We start from the raw sequence: 24,357 nt of genomic DNA on the forward strand, positions 1-24,357 counted from the left end.
CTCAAACACCGTTGACGCGATCATTCTGACGCGGCGCGGTGCGATCAAAAGCAAGGCGTGAACCCAGCACAGTTCTCGACTGCGCATGTCCTGCAATCGAACCTGTGGAATTCAGATCGTTCATGACGGAACCCAATGGGCATCGGTCAGGACTCCTCTAACGCTGGCTTCATTCCAAACGCCTCATTCCCAAAAGTGCCATCAAGGCGAGAAAGCCCGACGACTGTGACCAACCTCACAGCCACCTCTGACCGTGATCAAGAATGAATTTGGCGTAAACGGCGATGGTAAGTGCATCGGAGGAACAAACCTCCACCACCTCTAATCTGATGACCAACGCATCTGAACTGAACCTCGAACAACTCCAACAAGTATCGGGGGGAGCAGCCTCGAATTATGACTTTTGTATTGACCCTTGGGTGCTGATCTGGAAGCTCAGCAATCCTGGCAAAGATCTTCCTCCATTTCTTGGTGGAAGCAGCAGACAGCAATCTCCCAGCTTCTAATTAAACCTCCTCATTCATCCACATTCACAAACCAAATGAAACCAATGAACAACACCGAACTCACCATTGAACAACTCGAAACTTGCACAGGTGGAGCTGCCTGGATGATCCCTGCTGGCTACATCATTGCAAAAGAAGGAGCCAAGGCCATCTGCTTCTACAAGGATCTGGCCAAGAACCTCTCAGATGGCAAATGCGTTGGCGCTGCTGTGGTAGCTGCCGGGCACAGCTCTGGCACGATTGAAAAAGATTGAATCGCATCAAAACCAATCAAAGCCCTGCCAAATATGGCAAGGCTTTTTTATAATATCGCCCTTCCATCCTTAATCCAACCGTGATTGAAGTGCAACATAGAGGGGCATAAACCAAATGCAATGATATTCGGATCACAACTTCCTGAACCAACACCAGCCGGCACCAAAACTTCAAGATTGTCACCAACAAATTAACCCAAAAAGAAAATCCCTCGATCAAATTTTTTTGCAATCAGCAATCAAGAACATCCGTTTGTCGCCAACTACTAGCGCACACTGCTAACAACCCTTGCTGCAGCCAACCTGAAGAACAGTTGCATTGCACCTTGACCGCAAGAAGATAGCGCACAGGCACTAATGCGTGTCGGCTCACAACACATCGACCCGATTTGATCGGACCTCATTTTTAGCGTTCTAAGTTCAACAGGGCTAATAGAACAAATTCTTTTTAGTTCTGAAATTGACTCATTAAACAGAAAAATTTTTCCAGCTTTTTTAGGAAAATTGCAAACCCTATCCATCAAACCCTATCCATCAAACCCTCTCTTTTTTTGATTGTTCGGGTTCTTCCAGCCATTCCTTTCGCTCCTAATCCAAGCGGACATCACCCCGCGCGCAGACCGTTCCCCAACACAAGCTTTGGTTCTTGTCCCAGCGGGGTTCCACGGAAACCCACGATCCGCGCTGACCAGCTCGCATGCGCATTCGTCCGCTGCCGTCGTGGCGGAACTCAATCCGATCTGCTCCAATCTCCAGAAACCAATGATGCCCAGACGACAGCTGACGCATCCGGCAGTCCGTCCAGACCTGGGCACCCTGTCTGCACTGCAGACCAGAGCTTCCGGCGACCGCCTCTGAACCTAACCACACTCCGCCACCAACAACTGCCGCCATCGCCGGCATCAACGCCGTCGCAAGAAACAGAACACGCGTCACAACAAGGCGAGAACTCCTTTTTCAACATGCTTTTGCCGTTATTCGCGACGCCGAGGAGCCCCCAAATCTCTTAACGCTTAGGTGTCTGTCAGGATTCACAAAGCACCTCTGGAGATCGTGCCGCGTTATCAAGCCCGCGTTCTGGTGCGCCTTCGCCCCTCCGTACTCGATCCAGCAGGGGAAGCCACACGAGGCGCTGCAAGCCGGCTTGGTGTGGAAGGCATCAGCAAGCTGCGCATCGGAAAAGCCGTGGAAATGGAGCTGGATGCGCCCGATGAAGCTGAGGCAAGGCGACGCCTGGAACTGCTCAGCGACCGTCTGCTTGCCAACCCAGTGATCGAGAACTGGTCGCTGGAGCTTCAGGACTCATGAGCATCGGCGTGATCGTCTTTCCCGGCTCGAACTGCGACCGGGATGTGCAATGGGCCACGGAGGGATGCCTGGGCATGACCACGCGCCGGCTCTGGCATGAAGAAACCGACCTTAGTGGGCTAAACGCCGTGGTACTGCCCGGTGGCTTCAGCTATGGCGACTACCTCCGCTGCGGCGCAATTGCCCGCTTTGCACCTGCGCTTCAGGCCCTTGTGGACTTTGCAGCGCAAGGGGGCCGCGTTCTGGGGATCTGCAATGGTTTTCAGGTGTTAACCGAACTCGGACTGCTGCCGGGTGCACTGACCCGCAACAGCGAACTGCATTTCATCTGTGAAGACGCCCCTCTCGACGTCGTTAGTGCCCGTAGTCCCTGGTTGCAGTCCTACGGATCCGGTGGTCATCTCACCCTGCCCATCGCCCATGGGGAAGGGCGGTATCAGTGCAGTGACGACACCCTCAAGCAGCTGCAGGATGAGGATGCGATTGCGCTGCGCTACGGCCACAACCCGAACGGATCCGTTGCCGACATCGCTGGGATCACGAACACGGCTGGCAATGTGCTCGGCTTGATGCCTCACCCCGAACGTGCCTGTGATCCGGCCACGGGTGGGGTGGATGGTCGCGCCATGCTCGAAGCGCTTCTGGACTGATGGCCAGACGCCGGTCGCTGCTGATTGCAGGAGCCACCGCTGCGATGAGCGCTCTGTGGCCCCGTTCCGGTGGCGCAGCCAACCGCACCGTTCTGCCAGCACCGCCGCCGCTCAAACCAGGCGCACGACTCAGGGCCGTCAATCCCGGCACCTGGATGGATCCAGACACCGACTTTGACGACCTGATCGATCGCTGCGAGAAGCAGGGTTGGCAGCTTCAGATTCCGGATTCCGTGCGTCGCCAATGGCGCTATTTCTCCGGCACGGATCAAGAACGGGTCGCTGATCTTCAGGAGGCCTGGTCTGACCGCTCCATTGACGGCGTGCTTTATCTCGGCGGTGGTTGGGGAGGGGCACGCATCCTTGAAGCCGGCTTCCGTTTCCCCCGCCGCCCCCTTTGGAGCGTGGGCTTCTCCGATTCCAGTTCGCTCCTCCTGGCCCAGTGGGCTGCAGGGCTGCCGGGGGCCATTCACGGCTCATGCTTCGGACCGGACGAGCGATGGACACGCACCGCAGCCTTGCTGAGCGGGCAACCTGTCAGTCCGCTGCAGGGAAGGGGACGAGTTCGAGGCCTGGCTCAAGGGCCGCTGGTGGTGAGCAACCTGACGGTGGCGACGCACCTGATCGGCACACCCTGGTTTCCCGATCTGAAGGGCGCCATCCTTGTTCTGGAGGATGTTGGCGAAGCGCCGTACCGCATTGACCGCATGCTGACCCACTGGCGCAGCGCCGGTGTTCTCGCGGCTGTGGCGGGTGTGGCAACAGGTCGCTTCAGCTGGAAGAAGGACGACATCCTTCCTGGCGACTTCTCAATGGAGCAAATCCTTGAAGAGCGTCTTAGTGATCTAGGGATCCCCCTGGTGATGGATCTACCGTTAGGCCATGGACGCCCCAACATGGCCCTGCCCCTGGGGAGAAAAGCCCGCCTGAACGGCACGAACGGCACGCTCGAGCTGCTCCAATGATCAGCATCCTGCTGCTGGCGATCAGTCTTTGGATCGAAACGGCACCGGCTGCTCCGGTCAGCCGCGACGACCCGGAACAGGCGGATCTCAACCCAACATCCGTGTCCACCGCTGCGGGATCCGCAGTGGTGGTGACAGCCCACCCGAAAGCGAGTGAAGCCGCTCAATCAATGCTCAAGGCGGGTGGCCATGCGGTGGATGCCCTTGTGGCAGCCCAGGCGGTGTTGGCCGTGGTGGAACCCCAGAGTTCCGGGCTGGGTGGAGGTGGATTCCTGCTGCATTGGAATGCACAGCAGCGCTCACTGGAGGTGCTGGATGGCCGCGAGACAGCACCGGAACGCAGCCGTCCAGACGATCTGCTCACCCCCGACGGGGAACCGTTGCCCTGGCGAGACGCCACACGCCGGCTGAGCGCGATCGGCATTCCAGGGACGGTGGCACTGCTCTGGGAAGCCCATCAGCAGTACGGCCATCTGCCCTGGGCGCAAACCCTCGAACCAGCAATCCATCTCGCCCGCGATGGTTTCAAGCCAAGCCAACGCTTCATCCGATCGATCCAGCTGGCCCAACGCCTGGGTAGTGCCCACAACCCGGCCTTTCAGGCCCTTTACCTGCCAGGTGGCGAGCCAGCTTCAAAGGAGCAGCGCTTTCGCAATCCCCACCTGGCCCGCACCCTTCAGCAGCTGGCACGGGATGGCGGTCCGGCCTTTTATCGCGGTGCACTGGCGCAGCAAATTCTCCGGGAAATCAACGCTCTGGCGAAGGATGAGCCCGATTTCCAAGGCTGGTCGGCCACCGACCTGAGCTCTTACACCGTGATCCGGCGCGCACCACTGTGTGCACCTTGGCTGACCCATCAGCTCTGCACGGTCCCAGCACCGAGCAGCGGTGGGCTGGCCGTGCTGCAGACCTTGGCTCTGTTGACACAGCCCGGACATCCCTTGGATCCCACGCGGCCCAGCTCCTGGCGTCGACTGGCCGACGCGATCGCCTGGGCGGATGCCGATCGCCTCTATTGGATCGGGGATCCGCTCGGGGGGGCTGCTCCGGTCAATGCACTGCTGGATCCTGGCTACATCCGCAAACGGTCCCTGGCGATGGGGGCGTCGCGTGGCTCACAACCGGGGCCTGGACTTCCCCCGGGGGTCCAGGGCTACCCCTTTGCTTTGCCTGCCTCCGGCCAGGAACAGGGCACCTCCCACCTGTCGATCGTCGACAGCCTCGGCAATCTCGCCAGTTACACCGCATCGGTGGAGACCGTGTTCGGCAGTCGTCACCTGGTGGCCGGCATGGTGATGAACAACCAGCTCACCGATTTTTCCTTCCGCCCTTCCATCGCAGGGCAACCTGTTGCGAATCAACGCCAGCCAGGGCATCGGCCGGCGTCGTCCATGGCGCCGATGATTGTGTTCCGAAACGGAGATCCTGTTCTGGCCCTCGGCAGCCCAGGTGGCCGTCGCATTCCTCATTACCTGAGCCGTGTCCTAGTCGCCTCCCTGCTCTGGGGAGAGTCACCCAAACGGGCCGTAGCCCTCCCGCATCTTTCCAGAAGCGGCAGAACGCTTGTGCTGGAGCGCGATTCACCGCTCCAATGGCCGGTCGCCCCGAACGGCCTGGCATCGGCGCATCAACCGGTGCTCTTCCAAGACTTCGGCAGTGGCATCGCATTGCTGCAGCGCATCAACGGCCGCTGGCATGGCGCAGCCGATCCACGCCGGGAGGGTACGGCTGTGGCCCTTCCTTGAGTTTGCCGCTAGCGATAAAGCAGGACGGGCAGGAGCCATGGCCGATCTCACCATCGCGAACTCGGTGTCCGATCTGATCCAGGGCGACGTGCGTGAGCATCTGCCTCTTGAGCGCATTCCGCTCAAAGGAGATGTTCTTGGCTTGGGGACGACCTCAAGCCTGGAAAACGGCGAACTCACCTTCCTCCGAAACGGCTCCGGAGATTCCGAAGTCTGGCGCTGCATCGCCCATAACGGAAGCATTGTGCGGCTTCAGCCTGGTGATGGCAGTGGTCATTTCCCCTACGTCTGCTACACGGAAGACGCCACGGCACTGCAGAGGCCTGTGGAGCTGTCCTGCCTCGGGAAACCAGAGGGTCGTTCCATTCAAGAGTTAATCGACAGCGCCATTCGCCATGAACGGGCGCGTGGTGCCCTCGAGCAAGCACCGATCTACGGAATTCGGATGCTGGCCACGTGGGATGAGCTCGTCATCACCGTCGCCTCAAAACTCTGCATGGGTCAGCAGCGACGCAACGCGAGCTTCACAACGGAAGGGGGAACCGATCAAGCCGCAGCCACCAGCATCTACGACATGCTGCAGCACTATCGACTCTCACCGCTTCCACCGGAAAAGCCAGAGGATCCGATCCGGTACCTGGGGCGATCGATGCAGTGGGACTGCTGCGGCTTTTACGACAGCGAACCTGAAAAGGGGAGAGTCACTGTTCCAAAGGCCGGAGACTACTTACATCTGCATGGCTGCAGTACCGACCTGGCCCATGGTGGCCATGTTCTGCATGATCACCCCTCCACCAGAGTCGGCCAGATCGAACAGTTGGTGCTCTACCCCCTGCATTCAATCCGGTCCCTGTGTAGTGATCTGGCCATTGAAAGTCTCAGCTACGACGACGGCCGCATTCTCTTCCGGGTGACCAATACAGGCGAGCTGGATGTCAGCGATGTCGGCGTGGCCGTCGTGGTCAACGACCGCTTCAGCGATCACCGCTACCTGCAAATCCCGTGGATGAATGCCGGGGACAGCGAGAGCTACAGCCTGGCCTGGGCGTTTCCCTCCGGTGTCCACAGGATTGCCGTCATCGCTGATCCTATGGAACTTGTGATCGAACCTGACGACCGCCGGCATAACAACCTCCGCCACCTGGAGGTCACTATCCCCAGTTCAGACGACGCATAAAAAACGGGGGGCTTTCGCCCCCCATCTATCCATGACTTGATCTTGCTCAGGCAGCAACAGCAGCCTTGGGATCAAGAGCACCCTTCGCATAGAGACCGGCGAAGTGGGTGATGCTCTGCTGCTGGATCTTGCTGGCGTTGCCGGCAGCCCAGAACTGCTGGTAACGATCCAGGCACACCTGCTTCATGTACTTACGAGCAGGCTTGTTGAAGTGGCGAGGATCGAAGTTGGCGGGATCAGCCATGGCCGCTTCGCGCACAGCAGCGGTGAAGGCAAGGCGGTTGTCGGTGTCGATGTTCACCTTGCGAACCCCATTGCGAATGCCCTCCTGAATTTCTTCGACCGGCACGCCGTAGGTCTCAGGGATGGCTCCACCAAACTTGTTGATCATCTCCAGCCATTCTTGAGGAACGGAGGAGGAGCCGTGCATCACCAGGTGGGTGTTGGGGATGGCCTTGTGGATTTCAGCGATGCGGCTGATGGCCAGCACTTCACCCGTTGGCTTGCGGGTGAACTTGTAAGCACCGTGGCTGGTGCCGATGGCGATGGCCAGGGCGTCGCACTTGGTCTTGGCGACGAAGTCAGCCGCCTCAGCGGGATCGGTGAGGAGCATGTCCTTGGACAGCTCGCCCTCGAAACCATGGCCGTCTTCGGCTTCACCCTTGCCGGTTTCCAGGGAGCCCAGACAACCCAGCTCACCTTCAACACTCACGCCGACGGCATGGGCGAAATCAACCACCTGCTTGGTGACATTGACGTTGTAGTCGTAGCTGGCCGGGGTCTTGGCGTCGGCTTCCAGGGAACCGTCCATCATCACGGAGGTGAAACCGTTGATGGCAGCGGAGTAGCAGGTATCAGGAGCGTTGCCGTGGTCCTGGTGCATCACCACGGGGATGTGGGGATAGGTCTCGGTTGCGGCCAGGATCAGGTGGCGCAGAAAAATTTCTCCGGCGTAGCTGCGAGCACCGCGAGAAGCCTGCAGGATCACGGGGCTGTCGGTCTCGTCAGCCGCTTCCATGATGGCCTGGACCTGCTCAAGATTATTCACATTGAACGCAGGAATGCCGTAGCCGTTTTCGGCGGCATGGTCGAGCAGGAGCCGAAGCGGAACGAGCGCCATAGGTAAGGTCCAAGAAAGAGCCTGAGAGGACTTTTCAGTCCGTTGGGCCAGGACTTTACCTGTGAGTCGTTGAAAAAGTCACGTCGACCTGTCGCTCAATTCACGACAGGCCGTTGACTATGTCTCTTCAGTAGGTGTAACCGGCAACGAACAGCTGTTCGTCAGAGGAGGGCTGAGATCCAGCTACGTATCTGCCGAGTGACGCTTCAGAATTGGCACGGGCACGTGCCAGAAGAGCCTTCTGTCCAGCCTCGGTGTTCGTACCAGCCCAGCCTTTGAGGCAGGAGTGCTGAAGGGCACGGCCGTAGGAGAATCCAAGATTCCATTTCGCCTTGCGCGGGACGGTGTTCATGTGATTGAGGTACACAGAAGCTGCCTCTTCACTAAGCCCACCGGACAGGAAGACAATGCCTGGAACACTTGCTGGAACACTGCGCTCGAGAGTTCGAACCGTCATGGCAGCAACCTTGGCGGGATCAGCCTTCTCAGCACAATCGGCCCCCTGCACGGTCATGGATGGCTTGAGCAGAGTGCCTTCGAGAAGAACGCCATTGGCCTGACAAGCGTGATAAACCTCCTGAATTACATGCTCCTGAATACGAGCTGTTGTTTCGATGGTGTGATCACCATCCATCAGGATCTCGGGCTCAACAATCGGCACAAGACCTGATTCCTGCACGCAGCGGGCATAGCGAGCCAGACCCCAGGCATTCTCACGAACCGAGAGAGGGGAGGGGCACCCATCGGCAGTGATCTGCAGAACAGCGCGCCATTTTGCGAAACGCGCACCCTGGGCGTAATAGTCAGCGGCACGTTCAACCAACCCATCCAAACCAGTGCAGAGCGTTTCGACGGAATGAGCCCCAGGCAAAGGCCTCAGGCCGGTATCAACTTTGATGCCGGGGATAATTCCCAGCTTTCCAAGTTTCTGCACCATGGACTCACCATCCGCATGGCTTTGAAACAAGGTTTCCTCGTAAAGGATTGCTCCGCTGATGAAATCACCAAGGCCATCGGCAGTGAACAACATGCCGCGATAGGCCTGGCGATTCGCCTCAGTATTTTCAACACCGATGGATCCCAGACGCTTTCCGATCGTTTTGGTTGACTCATCAACAGCCAGGATTCCTTTCCCAGGAGAAGAAAGAGACTGAGCGGTGGAGATCAGCTCAGAGGAATAATCAGCCAGGGCCATAGAACTCTCTAAAGTCGCCGAATTCTTGCTGCCAAGCAACCCAGGTCCCGACATATCTTTACCGTAGAAAGTATGTTTTATGCAGCTATCGCTCTGTCATTTGTTGCAACTGCGGGTGTCAAGAGTTCTGCAGAACTTGATCGCAGGCCAAACGACTTGCAACCCCCTCCATCAGGCCAGGGACCATCGGACGCCCACTGCGAATGCTCTTCGCCCACCAGCCCTGCAGCCTGGCCACTGGTGCAATGCGTCCATCACTCCAGGTTCTGCTGAAGCAAAGGTCAGCCTCCGCCTCCATCAACACGGGTGACTCACCTGCTGGCGCGTAACGCAACTCAAAACCATGCACGTAATCCTTCTGATTTGCACTTCCCAGAACAAGGCTTCCCTCGGAGCCATACACCTCAATCCAACAACCCCGACCATTACGGGCGACGGACGCCAGCGTGAGCTGCGTCGGGATCAACTGATCCATACGTCCTTGCCATTGCAGACGGGTCTGGATCAAAGAAACATCCTCAGCATCCACAGGGGCCAATCGACCTTCCGCCAACGGTCTTTCCAGAATTGAAACCCCGTTGAGCGCCCGAACCTCGCTGACAGGGCCGATCAACCAGGCCAGGATGTCGAACGCATGGGTCCCGAGCGCTCCAACCACGCCGCCACCAAGCTCGGCCTGGGAATACCAATTCCAGGCACGCTGGGGGTTGGCACGACTGCCCATCAGCCAATCAAGTCTCACCAGCCATGGGGTGCCCACTGCCCCGGCAGCAAGCATGCGAGCAGCCTGCATGAACAACGGCACAGCGCGGTACTCATAATCCACACCAACGGACAGGCCTTTCCCAATGGCAAGCCGATGCAGTTCTTGCGCTTGACCAGCATGGAGGGCAATCGGTTTCTCCAGCAGAAGGTGCTTTCCGGCAGCAAGAGCACGATGGGCAAGATCAAACCTTGGGGCGGGAGGCGTGGCGATGATCACCGCCTCAATGGCTGGGTCCTCGAGCAACGCATCCCAGTTGTCGTGGCCAGACAGACCATGCTCTGCACAGGCCTCATCCAAACGCTCCCGTCGGGGATGCCAGAGAGCGACGGGATTCAGATCTGCATTGGCCCGTAAAGCGGGCAGGTGAACCGCCTCCCCGAATCCAAGACCCGCAATGGCAACACCAATGGGTTGGTCAGTCATCGCTAATCAGCTGAGCGGCAGAGCGCATACAGCCTGAATCACCGAATCAATCAAGCCGTCCGCACCTGCAGGCTCCCATTCAGCCCTGAACCGAGGAATCCCGTTCACCTGCTTGTCGCGATACAGCGCCTGAGCACAATCAACCTGCATTACATAAAGAGAGCCCCGACTGGGTGGTTGCCCCTCGATCTCCGCTGGCGTGAACCGACTGAGCACGGAACGCACGCCACCGGCCTCCTCACGCACACTGCCGCGATCCCACCACTGCTGGCCTGCCTCCGTCTGAGGGACCTCAACCCAATCCACAGGACCGGCCCAGCTGAATGGGGGCGAAACAACCATCAGGCTCACAGCAAGACAGACCGTCAGCAGATCAGAGATGAGCTTGTTCATGCACTGGTCAACTCGAGGGGACGGCAACCGTGCAGACGCAAGAGGCGAGCCAGGGTCGAACGCAGCTGCGGCCGGGAAACGATGGTGTCCACGAAACCATGGTCCTGGAGATACTCAGCGGTCTGGAAATTGTCAGGAAGTTTTTCCCGAAGAGTCTGTTCAATCACCCGGCGCCCGGCGAAACCAATCAGCGCTTTGGGTTCTGCGAGAATCAGATCTCCCAGCATGGCAAAACTCGCTGTCACCCCTCCAGTCGTGGGATGGGTCAGCAGAGGCATGTAAAGCAAGTCAGCTTCGCGGTGACGCTCAAGAGCCCCGGAGATCTTGGCCATCTGCATGAGGCTGAGCATCCCCTCTTGCATCCTCGCTCCGCCTGAAGCACAGACAACAAGCAGAGGTAGCTGCTGAGCTGTCGCTCTCTCCACCAGGCGTGTGATCTTCTCGCCCACCACTGAGCCCATGGAGCCACCCATGAAGCGGAAATCCATCACGGCCAAAGCGAGGGCTATCCCTTCAATCCGACAGAACCCGGTCACAACAGCGTCGTTCAGACCGGTTCCGGCCTGACTTTCCTTGAGGCGGTCTGCGTAGGCGCGCCTGTCCTTGAACTCAAGTGGGTCTGTGGGGTTAAGGGACTCATCAAACGCCTGAAAACTGCCAGAATCGGCAATCACTTCAATCCGTTCTTGGCTATCAATGCGGTGGTGGTACCCACATCCGGCACACACGCTGGTGTTGGCCTTCAGGTCCTTGGAATAAACAACGAGACCGCACTCCGGGCATTTGTTCCAAAGACCGTCCCCTTCATCAGGTTCCTGGCTGACCTTGCCGACGAACTGACCCTTGCGGCGATCCGCAAACCAGTCGAAGAGTGACATCAGCTCCAAGCTCCCTAAAAAACGACTGGAATGTCGTCAGTAACAGCAGGTGTTGGCTTGCCCCCACAGCAGGATCGAACCCATCGCTGGGACCGCGTCATGAGCTGGAGAACGACCGACAAATCTGCTAAAAGTCAACGGCAATGGTAACTGGCGTTACCAGGGGCAAGGGCATCAAACCCAGTGTGACGCTTGCAAGTCGCCTGGCCCAACACAACAGGCTGGGGATCAACACCAACGCATGCTGAAAACAGCAAGTTCAAAAGGCTGCCAACTTGTTCTGAACACTCTGAAAACACGGAAGCAAGCATGACTTCTTTGCCTTAGGTTGCAGGAAACATCCACACACCACAACCAACCCTCCCTGTTGCGAGAGCGTGGGAATCAAGACGAATAATCACTCAAGACATTGACCTAGAATCATCACAACAATGATGAACACATGAACGCCTAATCGAACTGCACCTACCCGCTTAAATCCCTAACTGCAAAATACATTTTCAACGGAATTAGCGATGATCGGAGAAGCATAGGCATTACCGAACGGATCAACTACTTTCTTCATTTTCAATCAAAGCAGACAATCAGTTGCGAGCAAGGAAAACGCACAAACCATCCATAAAAATCAACACTTAATACAACATTTATCAAAGAATTACAAAATCAAATCGCCACAATTTTTTACAATAATGCTATTCAGCAATCATCACGTTAAAACCAAAAACTCGCCTCAAAACAACATCAAAGCGAGCTAATCGTTCAACATCGATCAATCAAAATGCAAACGTTGTTTTCACCAAGCCGCCCAATTGCTGGAAGGTTTGATCGGATGGGGTGTTTTCTCCGAGGGGACGGGATAAATAAAACAGTGCAGGCGTGACACTGATGTTATTGGTCACCTGGAACTGATACCACCACTCCCAAATGAATTGCCCGTCGGCAGGAGTTTCATCACCACGCAGACTGGTCGCAAACACTGGCTGACCAACGGCCATACCCGCATTGTTACCAAGCAGGAAAACATCATTCCATTCCAAACCAACAGTCCAGGACTGCGTTATTTCCACTTGTCCACTCCTATCCGTATTCATGCTGTTGTACCCCCACCCTGCAGAAACAGAAGGAATCCAACCGCTGTCTTCAGGAGTCCATGAACCGCCAAGGCCAAAAGCATTGGCTGTGCCCTTCCGATAAGAGCGGTCGTCAGCGAAGGGAGTGATGTAGGGAATCAAATCGTGGCCATTCTGAATCTTGGAGTAGATCGCAGCCACATTCCATGACTCACCTTCCCAGCCAAGCTGGACAGTTGCTGTACTACCAGATTGAGCCATAGCGATACCACCATCACTACTATTCCCTTCGGCTCCATTGGCAGCGACATAGTTGGCCGACAAGCTGAATCCGTTCTCAAGTTCCCAGCTGATGCCCGCGCCTGGTCCAAGATTTTTATTGTATGCAGCTGGCGCGCCATTCATATTCATCACTTCGAGAATGGGGTCACTCGGGTAAGCGCTCGGCCAGAGAGCCAACATGTCCTCCTGGCCAACAAGTGCACCAACCGTGAATGTGAACGAGTCCCCAACTGGAAATGAATAAAAGATCTTTTCAATGGCAACGTGGCTGGGATCATCACCTTCCTGGAAGGCTGCATCTAAGGTTGCGAGGCCAGAGGGGCCACCACTGCCAAAAGGATTGTCAACTTCGTCGAAGTTTCCTGAGCGCAGCACGGTGGTCAACAGATCCTTACCCGTGAAAGAAGTCTCCAAGTTGAGCTGAAGGTCATAGTTAAATACGGTGGCTCCGTATTCCCTGTTGTTCTCGTTGCGAAGCCGTCCTGAAGACCCTTGAAAACGATTCGCTCCCACCACGAATGTGGCTTGTCCGTCCAACTTGGTGGTGGTGGTGGAGAACTGAGACGATTCCAGTTCACCGACGCGGGCTTCCAGACCGTCGACGCGGCCGCGGATGATCGCCAGCTCACGCTCGAATTCCTTGATCAGGCGACGCAGTTCGCCGGTGATTTCGGTGATGCGGTCGAGGCAGGTATTCAGCAGAGCGGCAGCCTCGTAACGGGTCATCGCCCGGTTGCCGCTGAAGCTGCCGTTGGGATAGCCGGCGACGCAGCCGTAACGCTCGATCAGGTTGGCCAGTGCCTGGTAAGCCCAGTCGGTCGGGTAGACGTCAGAAAACTGGGTGATGCTGGTGACCTGTTCTCGCGAAGTCTTCGGATGTGAGACGTAATTGTTTATTGAGTCAAGATCGACTGTATTTGCATTGACCGGCCGGACCATTCCACAGCTTCCAGCAACAGCGAATGCAACTCCGAACAAAAGAGATCGCGGCAGCTTTGAGCTTCGGCGATCGGCATCAATAGTTGGCTGAGTCGCGTTGAAGGAAGAGCTCGAAGAGCTCAAAAACCCGCGCATGAGACAGGTGCGCAACAAAAACATTAAAAGCGTAGTAACCGCAACAATTGGAGCAAGGGCCCATGAATGCAATAAATAAACGCGGTCTTGTTGGGCGAGCAAAAACAGGCCCCAAAAACCCTTGAATCGTTGTCACGGCCTGCCCCCCGAGGATCCTTGCGCCACCGCGTAACAATTGGACACTCAGCAACAGTGTGATTAAGATCGAAGTTTTCAAAGAAAAACCAGAAACTAGCTGTGGCATTTAATACATGATTCGGAATCTTTTAGCCCCCTTTAACAATCATTTTGTGATGTCGCGATGGCTCATGTCTATAAAAAAGAACTAACACCTTGATCAATGTCGACACACACTTCCGCAATCAATGATCATCTTGCGTTGGAATTTCAGGCAAGTCATACTTACCTCGCCATGTCAATATGGCTTCGAGAGAGAGATCTCATTGGATTTTCCAGCTATATGCTCGACAAAAGCACTGAAGAGCGAGGACATGCTTCGAGGATGATTGCTTATCTGGTCGACAACGAATGCCAAGTACAACTCCCAACAATTGAGTCCCCTGAGCGGGAGTTCGGAACAGTCAAAGAACTTTTTGAAAAAGTTTATTCGATGGAAAAAACCGTCACCGTTTCTATCAATAATATCTACACATTATCAGAAAAGGAAGGTGATCGCGCCGCAACCGCGATGCTCGACTGGTTCGTAGAGGAACAAGTCAAAGAAGAATCAGAAGCACGGTTTGTACTGAAAAGATTGCGCTTAGCTGATTCAAATACGGCAGCACTCATTCTCTTGGATCAGCAATTTTTGGACGGAACATTGCTTGCCAATATCAAAGCTGGAGGAGCATTTGACATCGCAGCAAAAGCGAACCCCGTTACCTAAACCCTTAAAACTTTAAAATTGACCAAATCTGAACACCCTTTTAATACGAGAATTAGCCTTTTTAGGACTTCCAATTGACTTTAATGCCTTTGCAATCGCTTTAGAGGGCAACAACAATGCAGCGCAACCTACGGCCTGAGGGGCCAAGACAATTCAGTTAATTACAATCATTAAAAGTCTTATTAATCATTAATTAGCTCAGCAGGAAACCGATACCTTCAAACGACAGATCCGTTTCCTGCTTGGTCCATCTTCCTCAGAGGTATTTGACGACGGCTGGTTCGTAAAGAGAAACCTTGCGACCAAAGCCTCGTGCCAGGCAAAAATCCCAGGCACGACGTCTTGAGTGTTGCTTCTATGCCTAAACAGCAAACACCCAGGGTGGACGCGCACGCCTCATCGGTCATTCACGCCTTGAGCAATGCACTCCACAACGAGCCTGAACACGAAATGGATCAAAACGTGAATCCGGCCAACCACTGATTCCACCACCAACCCGGCCCCATCAGCCAAACCAGCCAAATACCAAGGGCAATGAAAGGGCCGAATGGAAACGGCTGACGCGGTTTGAGGCGGCCGGTCAATCGACCGATGCTGCCAACAATCGCCCCGCTGAAGACAGCAAGGGCCATGGCGATGGCAATGCCATGCCATCCAAGCCATGCTCCACCGAATGCGGCGAGTTTGGCATCGCCCAAGCCAAGAGCCGGTTGCCCCATTACTTGCTCCGCCAGAGCACTGAGAGCCTCCAAGACCATCAACGAAAGCGCAGCGCCGATCATGTGATCAGCCAAAAGCGTCACCCCTCCTGTGACACTGACGAGGAGGCCCAGCAGAACCCCCCAGCGGCAGAGAGATTCCGGCAGCCACATGTGATCGAGATCAATCAGAACCAGCGGTAGGAGGAGGCCGACCAAGGGCAACCCAATCCAAGGCAGCAAGCTCGGTTCAAGGCCACCACCCCCACCGCTACCAACCAACAACGTACTGAGCCAAAGCAAAGCACTGAGACTTTCAACCAGTGGATAGCGCCAGCTGATGGGAGCGCTGCAGTCTCTGCAACGGCCGGCGAGCAGCAGCCAACCCAACACGGGCACATTGTCATGCCAACGCACGGCATGTCCGCATCGTGGGCAATGACTGCCAGGGTGCACAACCGATTCTTGTCTGGGCAAACGCCAGACCACAACATTGGTAAAGCTGCCGACGCATGCACCAAACATGATCAGCCAAAGCGGAACGATCAACCCTTCCATCGATTTCTAGGTCGAGCGCCCCGAGCTCGAATCAGCTCAAGGCGCACGAAGTCCTCCTCGGGCAATAGGACAGGGGAATCGAAAACAACACGTCCTTCTTGATGATCAAGATCAACAACAACACCGATCGGATCAGGTGCAGAAGGGGTGTCCGACAAATAACAGAAATAGATATGCCTTGCCAGTCGTATCAACTCACGGCTGTCAACTCGATCCCAGCGGGGCGTGGTCGGTGAGCCGGCTGCACCACTGATCTCAAACGAAGGGGTTGCAAAAGTGATCGGCTCACCCACACATGTTGATGGGCCGATTGTAGAGATGAATTGCTCGAACGTTCCAAATCAGCTGAGCTTTTTCTTCACCTCGATCATGCGGTGAATGATTGGAGTGAGGATCAGCTCCATCGCGAAGCCCATCTTGCCTCCGTTCACCACAATGCTGGTGGGGCTGGACATGAAGGAGTCGTGGATCATGCTCAGCAAATAGCCGAAATCAATCCCCCACTTCTCGCGGGCTCCCTTTCGGAAGTGAATGATCACAAAGCTCTCATCCGGAGTTGGGATATTCCGGCAGATAAACGGATTGGACGTGTCAACCGTTGGAACACGCTGGAAATTGATATCCGTCTGGCTGAACTGTGGGCAGACGTGATTGATGTAATCAGGCATCCGCCGAAGAATTGTGTCAACGATTGCCTCTGCTGAGTAACCGCGCTCTGCATTGTCTCGGTGAATTTTCTGGATCCACTCGAGGTTGGTAATCGGGACAACGCCCACCAGAAGATCGGCGAGTGCTGCCACGTCATACCCCTCGCCTTTCACGCCGCCGTGCAGGCCTTCGTAGAACAACACGTCCGTACCAGCTGGGATTTCCTCCCAAGGGGTGAACTGACCAGGCTCCAGATTCACACCAAGCCGCGAATTGTGCTCAGAGGCCTCTTCAGGGCTGTGAAGGTAGTAGCGCTTCTGACCCATACCAGTTTCGCCGTAGGTGCGGAACAGCTCCTCCAGCTTGTCGAACAGATTGGCCTCGGGTCCGAAGTGGGAGAAGTTCTGTCCAGCAGCCAGGGCATCTGCCATGGCCTGCTTCATCGGCATCCGCTCGTAGCGGTGGTAGCTGTCGCCTTCCACCACAGCCGGGGTGATCCCCTCACGCGCGAAGATGTGCTCGAAGGCGCGCTTGACGGTGCTGGTTCCAGCTCCGGACGAACCGGTGACAGCGACAACCGGATGACGCTTCGACATCGACGCAGGGGCTACGGGCTCGGCGAGTTTGCCAGATCGGGGCCCGAATGCACCAATAACGAGCTCAGAGTGCTTTGAGCAGTTCCTGCCCCATGGCCGCGCATCCAAGGGAGATGCAGCCATCGGCCATGAGATCACCGGTGCGGAAACCAGCTGCCAACACCTTGTCGACAGCTGCTTCCAGCTCATCGGCCGCTCCCGCCTGATTCAGGCCGATCCGCAGCATCATCGCTGCGGAGAGAACCATCGCCATCGGATTGGCCTTGTCCTGCCCAGCGATGTCAGGGGCAGAACCATGCACGGGTTCAAATAACCCAGGGCCATCGCTGCCCAGTGAAGCCGAAGGGAGCATCCCAATCGAACCGGTGAGCATCGCTGCCTCATCGCTCAGGATGTCACCGAACAGGTTGCCGGTCAGCAGCACATCGAACTGCCGAGGATCACGCACCAGCTGCATGGCAGCGTTGTCGACATACATATGGCTCACCTCCACCTCGCTGTAGGTCGGAGCAAGGGCATCGACGCGATCTCGCCAGAGCTGACTGACGTCGAGAACATTGGCCTTGTCTACAGAACAAAGGCGGCCCTGTCGCTGCGTGGCGATATCAAAGGCCACTCTGGCGATCCGGTCCACCTCCGACGCCGCATAGGTCATGGTGTTGAAGCCGCGTTCATCACCATCGGCTTCGATCCTGCCCTTGGGCTGCCCGAAATAGATCCCGCCGGTGAGCTCGCGGACCACCAGCAGATCCACGCCTTCGATCACCTCACGCTTGAGGCTGCTGGCATCGATCAGCGCCTGCACGATCTTCACCGGTCGCAGGTTGGCAAACAGCTCCATGCCGGCGCGCAGTCCGAGCAACCCGGTCTCGGGGCGTTTCTCGCGGGGAAGCGTGTCAAAACGAGGGCTGCCGATCGCAGCAAGAAGAACGGCATCAGCGGATCGGCAGGCGGCCAGGGTGCTGGCCGGGAGTGGCTCACCGGTTGCATCAATCGCACTCCCCCCGATCGGCTGCTCTTCGAAACTGAGCTCAAACCCATGGCGCTTGCTGACTGCCTCCAGCAGCTGCCTTGCCACAGCTGTGATTTCAGGGCCAATGCCATCGCCGGGCAGCAGAACAACGCGGTGCTGGGCCATGGCGTTCCGATCGTCTCAACAGCCGCTGAGATTACTGAGCAGTGATGCGCTTCAGATCTCGCAGAGTCTTTGCCATCTCCGGCAGCTTGCTGAAAGCGGCTGAACAACGCAGCCAAAGGCGATTCGGGATCGCCGGGTATCCACTCACCACTTCACCAGCAGCCACCTCTCCGTGAATTCCGCTTTTGGAACTAGCAATGGCGCGGTCACCGATCATTGCCCGATTAGCCACTCCCACCTGCCCCGCAAGGATCACACCGTCGCCGAGGCGGGCACCACCGGCAATCCCAACCTGAGAAGCAAGGGCGCAACCACGGCCGGTGCGGACCCCATGACCGATCTGGACCAGGTTGTCGATCTTGCTGCCGGCACCGATCCGTGTCTCTCCCACAGAGGGTCGATCAATGGTGCTGCCGCAACCCACCTCCACACCGTCCTCGAGCACCACCTGCCCTGTTTGAGGCATCTTTCGCCAGCCGGTTGCGGTCGGCACGAAGCCAAAACCCTCTGAGCCAACCACGGCGTTTGAATTGACCACACAGCTGCAGCCGAGACGACTGCCCGGATGGAGAACGGCATTGGCATGCAGCTCACATCCATCTCCAACAATCACATCGTCATAGATCACAACCCCCGGATGGAGGATGCAATCGACCCCGATCCGACTCCCCGCACCAATGCAGACCCGAGCTGCAACGAAACTGCCCTGCCCAACGACTGCACGGGGATCAATCACAGCTGTGGGATGGACCCCGGCGAGAGGTCGCTGTCGGGGGTGCAGCTGATCGAGCGCTTCGGCGAACGCGAGGCGCGGATCGGCAAAGACCGCAAAGGCAAGCCCCCGCTCGGAGGCCAACCTGATCAGATCCTCCTGATCCGGCAGAAGCAATGCCCCAACTTCACTGTCTGAGAGAGCAGAGATCAACGTGTTGCCCTTCTCCAGAAAACTCAGTTGATCAGCTGAGGCGCTCTCGAGGGATGCTGCACCACGCAGGACTGGGTCTGAACCTTGTTGTGCCTGCTTCAGACCGGCCTGACCGTTCTGCAGGGCCTTGATCAGGGTGCTGAAACGCATGGGGGGGCAAGACTGCGGCTGGATCGTAGAGGCGTTGATCGATCAGCTGAGATGCCGATCGCTCAGCACCATGGCATCGCGATGGACGACCACTGGAGAGCCGCGAAGCGCACGGGAGCGCCCCAGAGCAGCCCGGAGGCTGGCACTGTCGCGTGAGCACAGTCCACGACCGAACTCCTGGCCCTGAGCGTCCATCAACATCACCGGTTGGTTGGCAGCGAACTCGCCACTCACCGCTGTGATGCCCACCTGTAGCAAGGACGCCCCACGCTCCTGAAGAGCCAGACAGGCTCCGGAATCCAGATGGAGTGCCCCTTGCGGCTGCAGGACATGGGCTAGCCAGCTGCGCCGGTTGCCGATGGGCTGGGGACTGGGGTGAAAGACCGTTCCACCACGTCCTCCGCTCAGCAATGCATCCAGACGGGAGGGATCCCGACCATCCGCCAGATGCACGGTGATTCCACTGGCGGTTGCGATGCGGGCTGCAGCGAGTTTTGTGGTCATCCCACCTGTGCCCCAGCGGCCACCATCACCGGCTGCAGAATGCAGGTCGTCTAGATCGCGGGGATGATGCACGTCCGGAATCGGCCGTGCATCGGCATCGGTGCGGGGGTCTGCTGAATACAGCTGCTCAACGTCCGTGAGCAGAATCAACTGATCGGCATCCACCGCTGCGGCCACAAGTGCTGAAAGGGTGTCGTTGTCACCAAAACGCAGTTCGGCGGGCGAGAGGGCATCGTTTTCGTTCACCACAGGCAAAACTCCCCAATCAAGAAGCTGCATCAGGGTGTTCGATGCGTTGTGATAACGCCGTCGGTCCACCAAATCGGAACGGGTCAGCAACACCTGGGCGACAGACACTCCATGGGTTGCCAGAGCACGGTCGTAGAGCCCCATCAAATGCCCCTGCCCGATCGCGGCAGCGGCCTGAAGCGCCACAACACTATCTGGGCGATGGGTCATCGCAAGACGCTGACACCCCAGACCCACAGCACCACTGGTAACAAGAACGCAGCGATCACCCCTTTGCATCGCCACAGCAATCGATGCGGCATACCCAGCAATCGTTCCAGCTGTATCGCCGCGAAGCAGGCTTGTGCCGAGCTTCACCACCCACAACGTCATGCGCTGGGAGCCCCCATCCAAACCGCCAGTCGGCGTTCGATCCGCTGGACCCGGTCGCGGGGACAAGGTCCACCATCCAAAGCCACCGGCCGCACCAGAACCGTATAGAGGCCAAGACGGTTGCCGCAAAGCACATCGGTGAAGACCCGATCACCCACCATCGCCACCTGGTCGGGCTGCAGAGACAGATCAGCGAGCACACGCCGCAATGCACCTCGCCTTGGTTTTCCAGCCCCAGCGGTAAAGCTGATGCCTAGCTGATCTGCCACCGCAGCGATCCGAGCCTGGGAGGGGTTGTTGCTGAAAAGATGCAAGCGCAAGCGACGGCTAGCGTCCTCAAGCCAAAGGCGGACATTGTCGGGCAACTGCACATCCCGACCGGGGAGCAAGGTGCGGTCCACATCAATGACAGCAGCCTGGATGCCGTGACTCACCAGATGGGGGAGTGGCAGATGGGCGATCGTCAGCCCAGGCTCCCAATCGGGCAGCAACCAATGCTGAGGCTTTAGTCCGGCCATTCCCTTTCCTCAAGTTCGGCTTCGATGCGCGGTTGGATCCGATCGAAATCCTCACCCTCCACCAACTCTGCCTGGCCATCGACCATCCGTGCCACCACGAAAAATGGATCCAACGGGATGTAGAGGCCGTACTCCTTGTTGTCCACCATGAAACTCACCAGGAGCTCATAGGTCTCTGACTCCTCATCGTCCTCCTCCTCCTCATCCTCCAGATCCTCCGGATCAGGTTCATCCAGCTCACCCGCAACGGTGAGAGTCACAGCTGACCTCACCAGGGTCAGGTCGTGTTCCTGAAGGACCACATCTGCAACCGAGAGAATCGGCTCACTACTGGCGATCGTGCTGATCGGCTCCGGTTCATCACCATCCTTCAGGCGGAACAGGGAGACTGGTGTGTCAACCGGCGTCAACAGGGCGTAGTCGCTCCCATCGAGGGGGATCAACTGCTCCAGAAAACAGAGCAGGTCATGACCATCCCGATCCTGGACAAGAACGGTTGGAACCTCGCCGCTGCCGCTGGGCCCGGAGTCACGCATTGGACCTGTGGTCAATGGGCACAGGATCCACCATGGCCGGTCAGGCTGCCCGATGCTGGGGCCGCCGGACGGACCGGTTTCGAGGAATCATCTCAAGCCATCGGTTTCAAGGGAGGCCCCTCCCGCAACCATTGCTCCAGCAACAGGGCAGCTGCAGCACTGTCGAGCCGACCGCTGCGATCCCCGGCAAGACCATGACGCTCCGCAGCAGCCCAGGTGCTGGAGTGCTCATTCACCCAGGCCAGGGGAAGCTGCAGAGCCCTGGCAAGACGCAAACCGTAACGACGACAGTGCGTCGCTTGCTGTGTGGGTTGCCCCTCACGGTCCAGCGGGAGGCCCACGACAAGCCCTTGCACCGAGCGGCTGGCACAGTGCTGACGAATCACGAGAAGATCAAGCTCAAACGCCTTTCGGTGAAGAGCTTCCAGGGGCGTGACGGTAATCCCAAGCGCGTCACAACCAGCCAGACCGATCCGCCGCCGCCCCACATCAAAACTGAGAATCGAACCGCTCAAGGACACGGGTCAGCGTCGCCCGAGGCTGGGAGTTGGGAAGGGGGTTTGCCCCGGCCGCAGGCGACCGAGGACCTGATCCAACGGACGGGTGATCTGCAGTTGTCGCGGAGCGCTCTGACGACGCCACATGCTGCGCCCCATCAGCAGCTGCTCTTCAGAACGCTGCCATCCTTGGGCCTGCATCACCTGCCCCAAAGGAGCGTCGTCCATTGCCGAGATCAAGGCCGAAGGCTTGGCCTCCCGCCGGATTCGCTCCAGCAACCATGGCAATGCCGTCTCTAAACGAGGATCCCAAGCGAGGTCGCGCAGCAATTCGAGCTGATTGGCTCGCGCTCCCTCATTGAGCTGCAAACAACCGGCCAACACAGCGTTGTTGGCCATTAGAACACCACAGCCTGGGCCGCCTCGATCAAGCAGGTCGAGCCAATGCCGATCTGTGATCTGGCGAAGATGACTGAAACTTCCCCCTTGTTCAAGGGGCCAGAGCAACTGTGCCGTGCGCCGCGACACCGCTTGCCAATGCAGGCCTTCCGGTGGACCAGACGCTGAACACTCCGCGCTGTATTCGGCAGGCGGAGGGGCCCAGGACTGCATCGGCCGCAGCGGTTGAAACCCGAGTTCTCGCATCAACGCAATGCGATCGGCATCCGCAGAGGGACAGCGAACGACCCAACTGCGCACGTGGGGACTGCCGAGCTGCAGAGCCTGCTGCAAAAGAGCTCTCTGTACGGATCGTCGGCTGAGATGGGCTGGAAGCTCCAGGAATTCAGGCCACTGCAGAATCCAGCAGCTTCCGCGACGGTTGAACGGGCGGGCCACCACCGCTGCGACAGGCAGATCACCGTTCAAGGCCACCAAACAGCGGGGCGATCGACTGGGGAGCAGATCCGGGAATCGCTGTTCAAGTCGTGCCAACCAGTCGCCGAGAAGCACCGCCTGAAAATGAGGAAGCTGTTCAGGATCGGCCAGCGATGAAAAACGGGCCAGATGGCGGATTGAAAGCGACTTGATCGTCAGAGACGCCGAGGAGTGATCTGACATGCCAGCACTACCCTCCTGGTCCCTGACTGCAATCTATCGCTCATGCCTGGCGGGGGCGAACCAGAACAAGGGGAGTGCGTTCGTTGGCATTGCCCGCCGGATTAGGGCGCAGCGCACGCTGCAGAAGATCCTCATCACAGCCCCGGCTGGATGCCAGAACCTTGACCCGACCGAGGTCATTCACATCCACAATCGCCACGGCAACACCCAGCTCGGCAGCTGCACGCTCACAGAGAGTGTTGGGGTTCTCAGGCCCGAGGACGATGGTCTGGTCGTAGGGGGGCGTCGTACCGGTAATGTCGTCGATCAGACGGGCCTGATCGCCGGCAAAACGATAAAAGCCACCTGGCACGCGGATCAACTTCAACATCAGCCCTCCGATCCAGGCCGCAATGACGCGCGTTGGACCCACGAGATCGATCAGGGCCTGCATCCCGCAAGCCGTCGCGAGGCTGCTGGTTGGATGGAACACCCGACATGCCAGACGCGCCAGCAGCCCTGGATTCACCTCGCTGGGATGGCGGTACCGGCTCTGCATGACCGCCACCGGGGTCTCTCCGATCGTGAGCACATCTCCTGGCTGGAGCAAGTTGGAGCCGTAGGTGCGCAGCACCTCGATCGGATCATCAAGCGATCCGAGCAGATGGGTGCGAAGGGGGAGCACACGACAGTTGTCGCCGAGGCGGAACTCTGCGATGGAGCTGGTCAGCGGTTCAGGACGGCTTAAAGAGACAAGAACGCCCTGCCGACGTTGCAACAGGCCAAAGGGTCCGTAGTTGCCCCAGTGCACATCGGCCCAAAGGGTGTCGATGCGATCGAGAGGATCCGAACCCTCAGCGTCTCGAATGGTGATGCTGACCTTGGCCCGAGTGACCTGGCGACCCTTGACGATATAAGCCGCCCAATAGCCATCCGCACGAGTCTCCTCATCGGGATGATCGGCCTCGATGCGGGTAGTGAGCTGAAGCGGGGATGGATCAACCTTGCCCAGCAGCACAGGCTCCACGCGCAGCTCGGGGACAAACACCTCCATGCGTCGATGGGGGTTGCTGATCTCAAGGACGCCGCTCACTTGTACAGCTGAGCCCTGACGTTCAACCGTCCACTTAAGGGGGCGCATGGTCAGTGGTGATGCTGGCCGCAGGCGATGGCGCAGCTCGATCCAGCCCACAAGAAGGCCGAGAACAAGCAGAGCAATCAGCAGAACCACGCTGAGG

The 24,357-nt window shown here is 57.7% G+C and carries 27 protein-coding genes; 8 read left to right on the top strand and 19 right to left on the bottom strand.

The genetic code is table 11. From position 1 onward, the window contains the following. Position 1: 1 nt before the first annotated feature. Positions 2–124 (bottom strand): hypothetical protein, encoded by a 123-nt coding sequence (locus tag SIB64_RS13850; protein ID WP_413440779.1) that lies wholly within the window; start codon positions 122–124, stop codon positions 2–4. A 205-nt stretch (positions 125–329) separates the two neighbouring features. On the opposite strand from SIB64_RS13850, the gene SIB64_RS13855 reads away from it, so the two are divergent. After that, a complete protein-coding gene (locus SIB64_RS13855) occupies positions 330–506 on the top strand; it encodes a hypothetical protein (protein ID WP_413440780.1) in 177 nt (58 codons plus the stop codon). A 44-nt stretch (positions 507–550) separates the two neighbouring features. Then, positions 551–760 carry a CCRG-2 family RiPP gene (locus SIB64_RS13860; protein ID WP_413440781.1) on the top strand — a complete coding sequence of 70 codons (210 nt, stop codon included), beginning with the start codon at positions 551–553 and terminating at the stop codon, positions 758–760. 588 nt (positions 761–1,348) lie between these two features. Here the strand turns inward: SIB64_RS13860 and SIB64_RS13865 are convergent. After that, positions 1,349–1,696 (bottom strand): hypothetical protein, encoded by a 348-nt coding sequence (locus SIB64_RS13865; protein ID WP_413440782.1) that lies wholly within the window; start codon positions 1,694–1,696, stop codon positions 1,349–1,351. Positions 1,697–1,813: 117 nt separating this feature from the next. On the opposite strand from SIB64_RS13865, the gene purS reads away from it, so the two are divergent. Genes purS through SIB64_RS13890 form a run of 5 tightly spaced genes read left to right on the top strand, consistent with a single transcriptional unit; the run spans position 1,814 to position 6,605 of the window. Beyond that, entirely contained in the window at positions 1,814–2,068 is a 255-nt protein-coding gene (purS, locus tag SIB64_RS13870) for a phosphoribosylformylglycinamidine synthase subunit PurS (RefSeq protein WP_413443032.1), read from the top strand. Then, positions 2,065–2,718, top strand: coding sequence for a phosphoribosylformylglycinamidine synthase subunit PurQ (gene purQ / locus SIB64_RS13875; protein WP_413440783.1), 654 nt, complete (start codon positions 2,065–2,067; stop codon positions 2,716–2,718). Before purS ends, purQ begins: the two co-directional genes overlap by 4 nt. Beyond that, on the top strand, positions 2,718–3,683 hold the full coding sequence (locus SIB64_RS13880) for an LD-carboxypeptidase (RefSeq protein ID WP_413440784.1): 966 nt from the start codon (positions 2,718–2,720) through the stop codon (positions 3,681–3,683). Before purQ ends, SIB64_RS13880 begins: the two co-directional genes overlap by 1 nt. Then, a complete protein-coding gene (locus tag SIB64_RS13885; protein WP_413440785.1) occupies positions 3,680–5,428 on the top strand; it encodes a gamma-glutamyltransferase family protein in 1,749 nt (582 codons plus the stop codon). Before SIB64_RS13880 ends, SIB64_RS13885 begins: the two co-directional genes overlap by 4 nt. Continuing rightward, entirely contained in the window at positions 5,379–6,605 is a 1,227-nt protein-coding gene (locus tag SIB64_RS13890) for a CARDB domain-containing protein (protein ID WP_413440786.1), read from the top strand. Before SIB64_RS13885 ends, SIB64_RS13890 begins: the two co-directional genes overlap by 50 nt. A gap of 46 nt (positions 6,606–6,651) precedes the next feature. Here SIB64_RS13890 and fba read toward each other — a convergent pair whose 3' ends face one another. The 6 genes from fba to SIB64_RS13920 all read right to left on the bottom strand — a co-directional run bounded on the left by fba (position 6,652) and on the right by SIB64_RS13920 (position 13,671). Further along, entirely contained in the window at positions 6,652–7,725 is a 1,074-nt protein-coding gene (gene fba / locus SIB64_RS13895; RefSeq protein WP_413440787.1) for a class II fructose-bisphosphate aldolase, read from the bottom strand. A gap of 127 nt (positions 7,726–7,852) precedes the next feature. Next, a complete protein-coding gene (locus SIB64_RS13900; protein ID WP_413440788.1) occupies positions 7,853–8,920 on the bottom strand; it encodes a class I fructose-bisphosphate aldolase in 1,068 nt (355 codons plus the stop codon). A 118-nt stretch (positions 8,921–9,038) separates the two neighbouring features. Beyond that, on the bottom strand, positions 9,039–10,109 hold the full coding sequence (locus SIB64_RS13905; protein WP_413440789.1) for a Gfo/Idh/MocA family protein: 1,071 nt from the start codon (positions 10,107–10,109) through the stop codon (positions 9,039–9,041). A gap of 6 nt (positions 10,110–10,115) precedes the next feature. Beyond that, complete coding sequence (locus SIB64_RS13910; protein WP_413443033.1) at positions 10,116–10,451, bottom strand: hypothetical protein; 336 nt, start codon at positions 10,449–10,451, stop codon at positions 10,116–10,118. Positions 10,452–10,498: 47 nt separating this feature from the next. After that, on the bottom strand, positions 10,499–11,380 hold the full coding sequence (gene accD / locus SIB64_RS13915) for an acetyl-CoA carboxylase, carboxyltransferase subunit beta (protein ID WP_413440790.1): 882 nt from the start codon (positions 11,378–11,380) through the stop codon (positions 10,499–10,501). 773 nt (positions 11,381–12,153) lie between these two features. Further along, a complete protein-coding gene (locus SIB64_RS13920) occupies positions 12,154–13,671 on the bottom strand; it encodes an iron uptake porin (RefSeq protein ID WP_413440791.1) in 1,518 nt (505 codons plus the stop codon). A 475-nt stretch (positions 13,672–14,146) separates the two neighbouring features. Here SIB64_RS13920 and SIB64_RS13925 point away from each other — a divergent pair, with 475 nt between their 5' ends. Continuing rightward, entirely contained in the window at positions 14,147–14,692 is a 546-nt protein-coding gene (locus SIB64_RS13925) for a ferritin (RefSeq protein ID WP_413440792.1), read from the top strand. Between the two features lie 455 nt (positions 14,693–15,147). Here SIB64_RS13925 and SIB64_RS13930 read toward each other — a convergent pair whose 3' ends face one another. The 11 genes from SIB64_RS13930 to SIB64_RS13980 all read right to left on the bottom strand — a co-directional run bounded on the left by SIB64_RS13930 (position 15,148) and on the right by SIB64_RS13980 (position 24,350). Next, complete coding sequence (locus SIB64_RS13930) at positions 15,148–15,948, bottom strand: prepilin peptidase (protein WP_413440793.1); 801 nt, start codon at positions 15,946–15,948, stop codon at positions 15,148–15,150. Then, positions 15,936–16,241, bottom strand: coding sequence for a hypothetical protein (locus SIB64_RS13935; protein WP_413440794.1), 306 nt, complete (start codon positions 16,239–16,241; stop codon positions 15,936–15,938). The genes SIB64_RS13930 and SIB64_RS13935 overlap by 13 nt, the downstream gene beginning before the upstream one ends. Positions 16,242–16,289: 48 nt before the next feature. After that, positions 16,290–17,192: a phosphoribulokinase gene (locus SIB64_RS13940; protein WP_413440795.1), complete on the bottom strand. Its 903-nt coding sequence runs from the start codon at positions 17,190–17,192 to the stop codon at positions 16,290–16,292. Between the two features lie 64 nt (positions 17,193–17,256). Beyond that, positions 17,257–18,330 carry a 3-isopropylmalate dehydrogenase gene (gene leuB / locus SIB64_RS13945; RefSeq protein ID WP_413440796.1) on the bottom strand — a complete coding sequence of 358 codons (1,074 nt, stop codon included), beginning with the start codon at positions 18,328–18,330 and terminating at the stop codon, positions 17,257–17,259. 31 nt (positions 18,331–18,361) lie between these two features. Then, positions 18,362–19,405, bottom strand: coding sequence for a UDP-3-O-(3-hydroxymyristoyl)glucosamine N-acyltransferase (gene lpxD / locus SIB64_RS13950; protein ID WP_413440797.1), 1,044 nt, complete (start codon positions 19,403–19,405; stop codon positions 18,362–18,364). A gap of 42 nt (positions 19,406–19,447) precedes the next feature. Next, positions 19,448–20,530 (bottom strand): glutamate 5-kinase, encoded by a 1,083-nt coding sequence (gene proB, locus SIB64_RS13955; RefSeq protein ID WP_413443034.1) that lies wholly within the window; start codon positions 20,528–20,530, stop codon positions 19,448–19,450. Then, the gene (locus SIB64_RS13960) at positions 20,527–21,048 is read right to left on the bottom strand and encodes a YqeG family HAD IIIA-type phosphatase (protein ID WP_413440798.1); all 522 of its coding nucleotides are present in this window, start codon (positions 21,046–21,048) and stop codon (positions 20,527–20,529) included. Before SIB64_RS13960 ends, proB begins: the two co-directional genes overlap by 4 nt. Further along, positions 21,036–21,584, bottom strand: a complete 549-nt coding sequence (locus SIB64_RS13965; protein WP_413440799.1) for a DUF3727 domain-containing protein — start codon at positions 21,582–21,584, stop codon at positions 21,036–21,038. The genes SIB64_RS13960 and SIB64_RS13965 overlap by 13 nt, the downstream gene beginning before the upstream one ends. 92 nt (positions 21,585–21,676) lie before the next feature. Further along, entirely contained in the window at positions 21,677–22,099 is a 423-nt protein-coding gene (gene ruvX / locus SIB64_RS13970; protein WP_413440800.1) for a Holliday junction resolvase RuvX, read from the bottom strand. A gap of 9 nt (positions 22,100–22,108) precedes the next feature. Then, complete coding sequence (locus tag SIB64_RS13975; RefSeq protein ID WP_413440801.1) at positions 22,109–23,140, bottom strand: hypothetical protein; 1,032 nt, start codon at positions 23,138–23,140, stop codon at positions 22,109–22,111. A 40-nt stretch (positions 23,141–23,180) separates the two neighbouring features. Then, on the bottom strand, positions 23,181–24,350 hold the full coding sequence (locus tag SIB64_RS13980; RefSeq protein ID WP_413440802.1) for a F420-0:Gamma-glutamyl ligase: 1,170 nt from the start codon (positions 24,348–24,350) through the stop codon (positions 23,181–23,183). Positions 24,351–24,357: the final 7 nt, after the last annotated feature.

Source organism: Synechococcus sp. MIT S1220 (genome assembly GCF_047303025.1).
Classification (GTDB): domain Bacteria; phylum Cyanobacteriota; class Cyanobacteriia; order PCC-6307; family Cyanobiaceae; genus Parasynechococcus.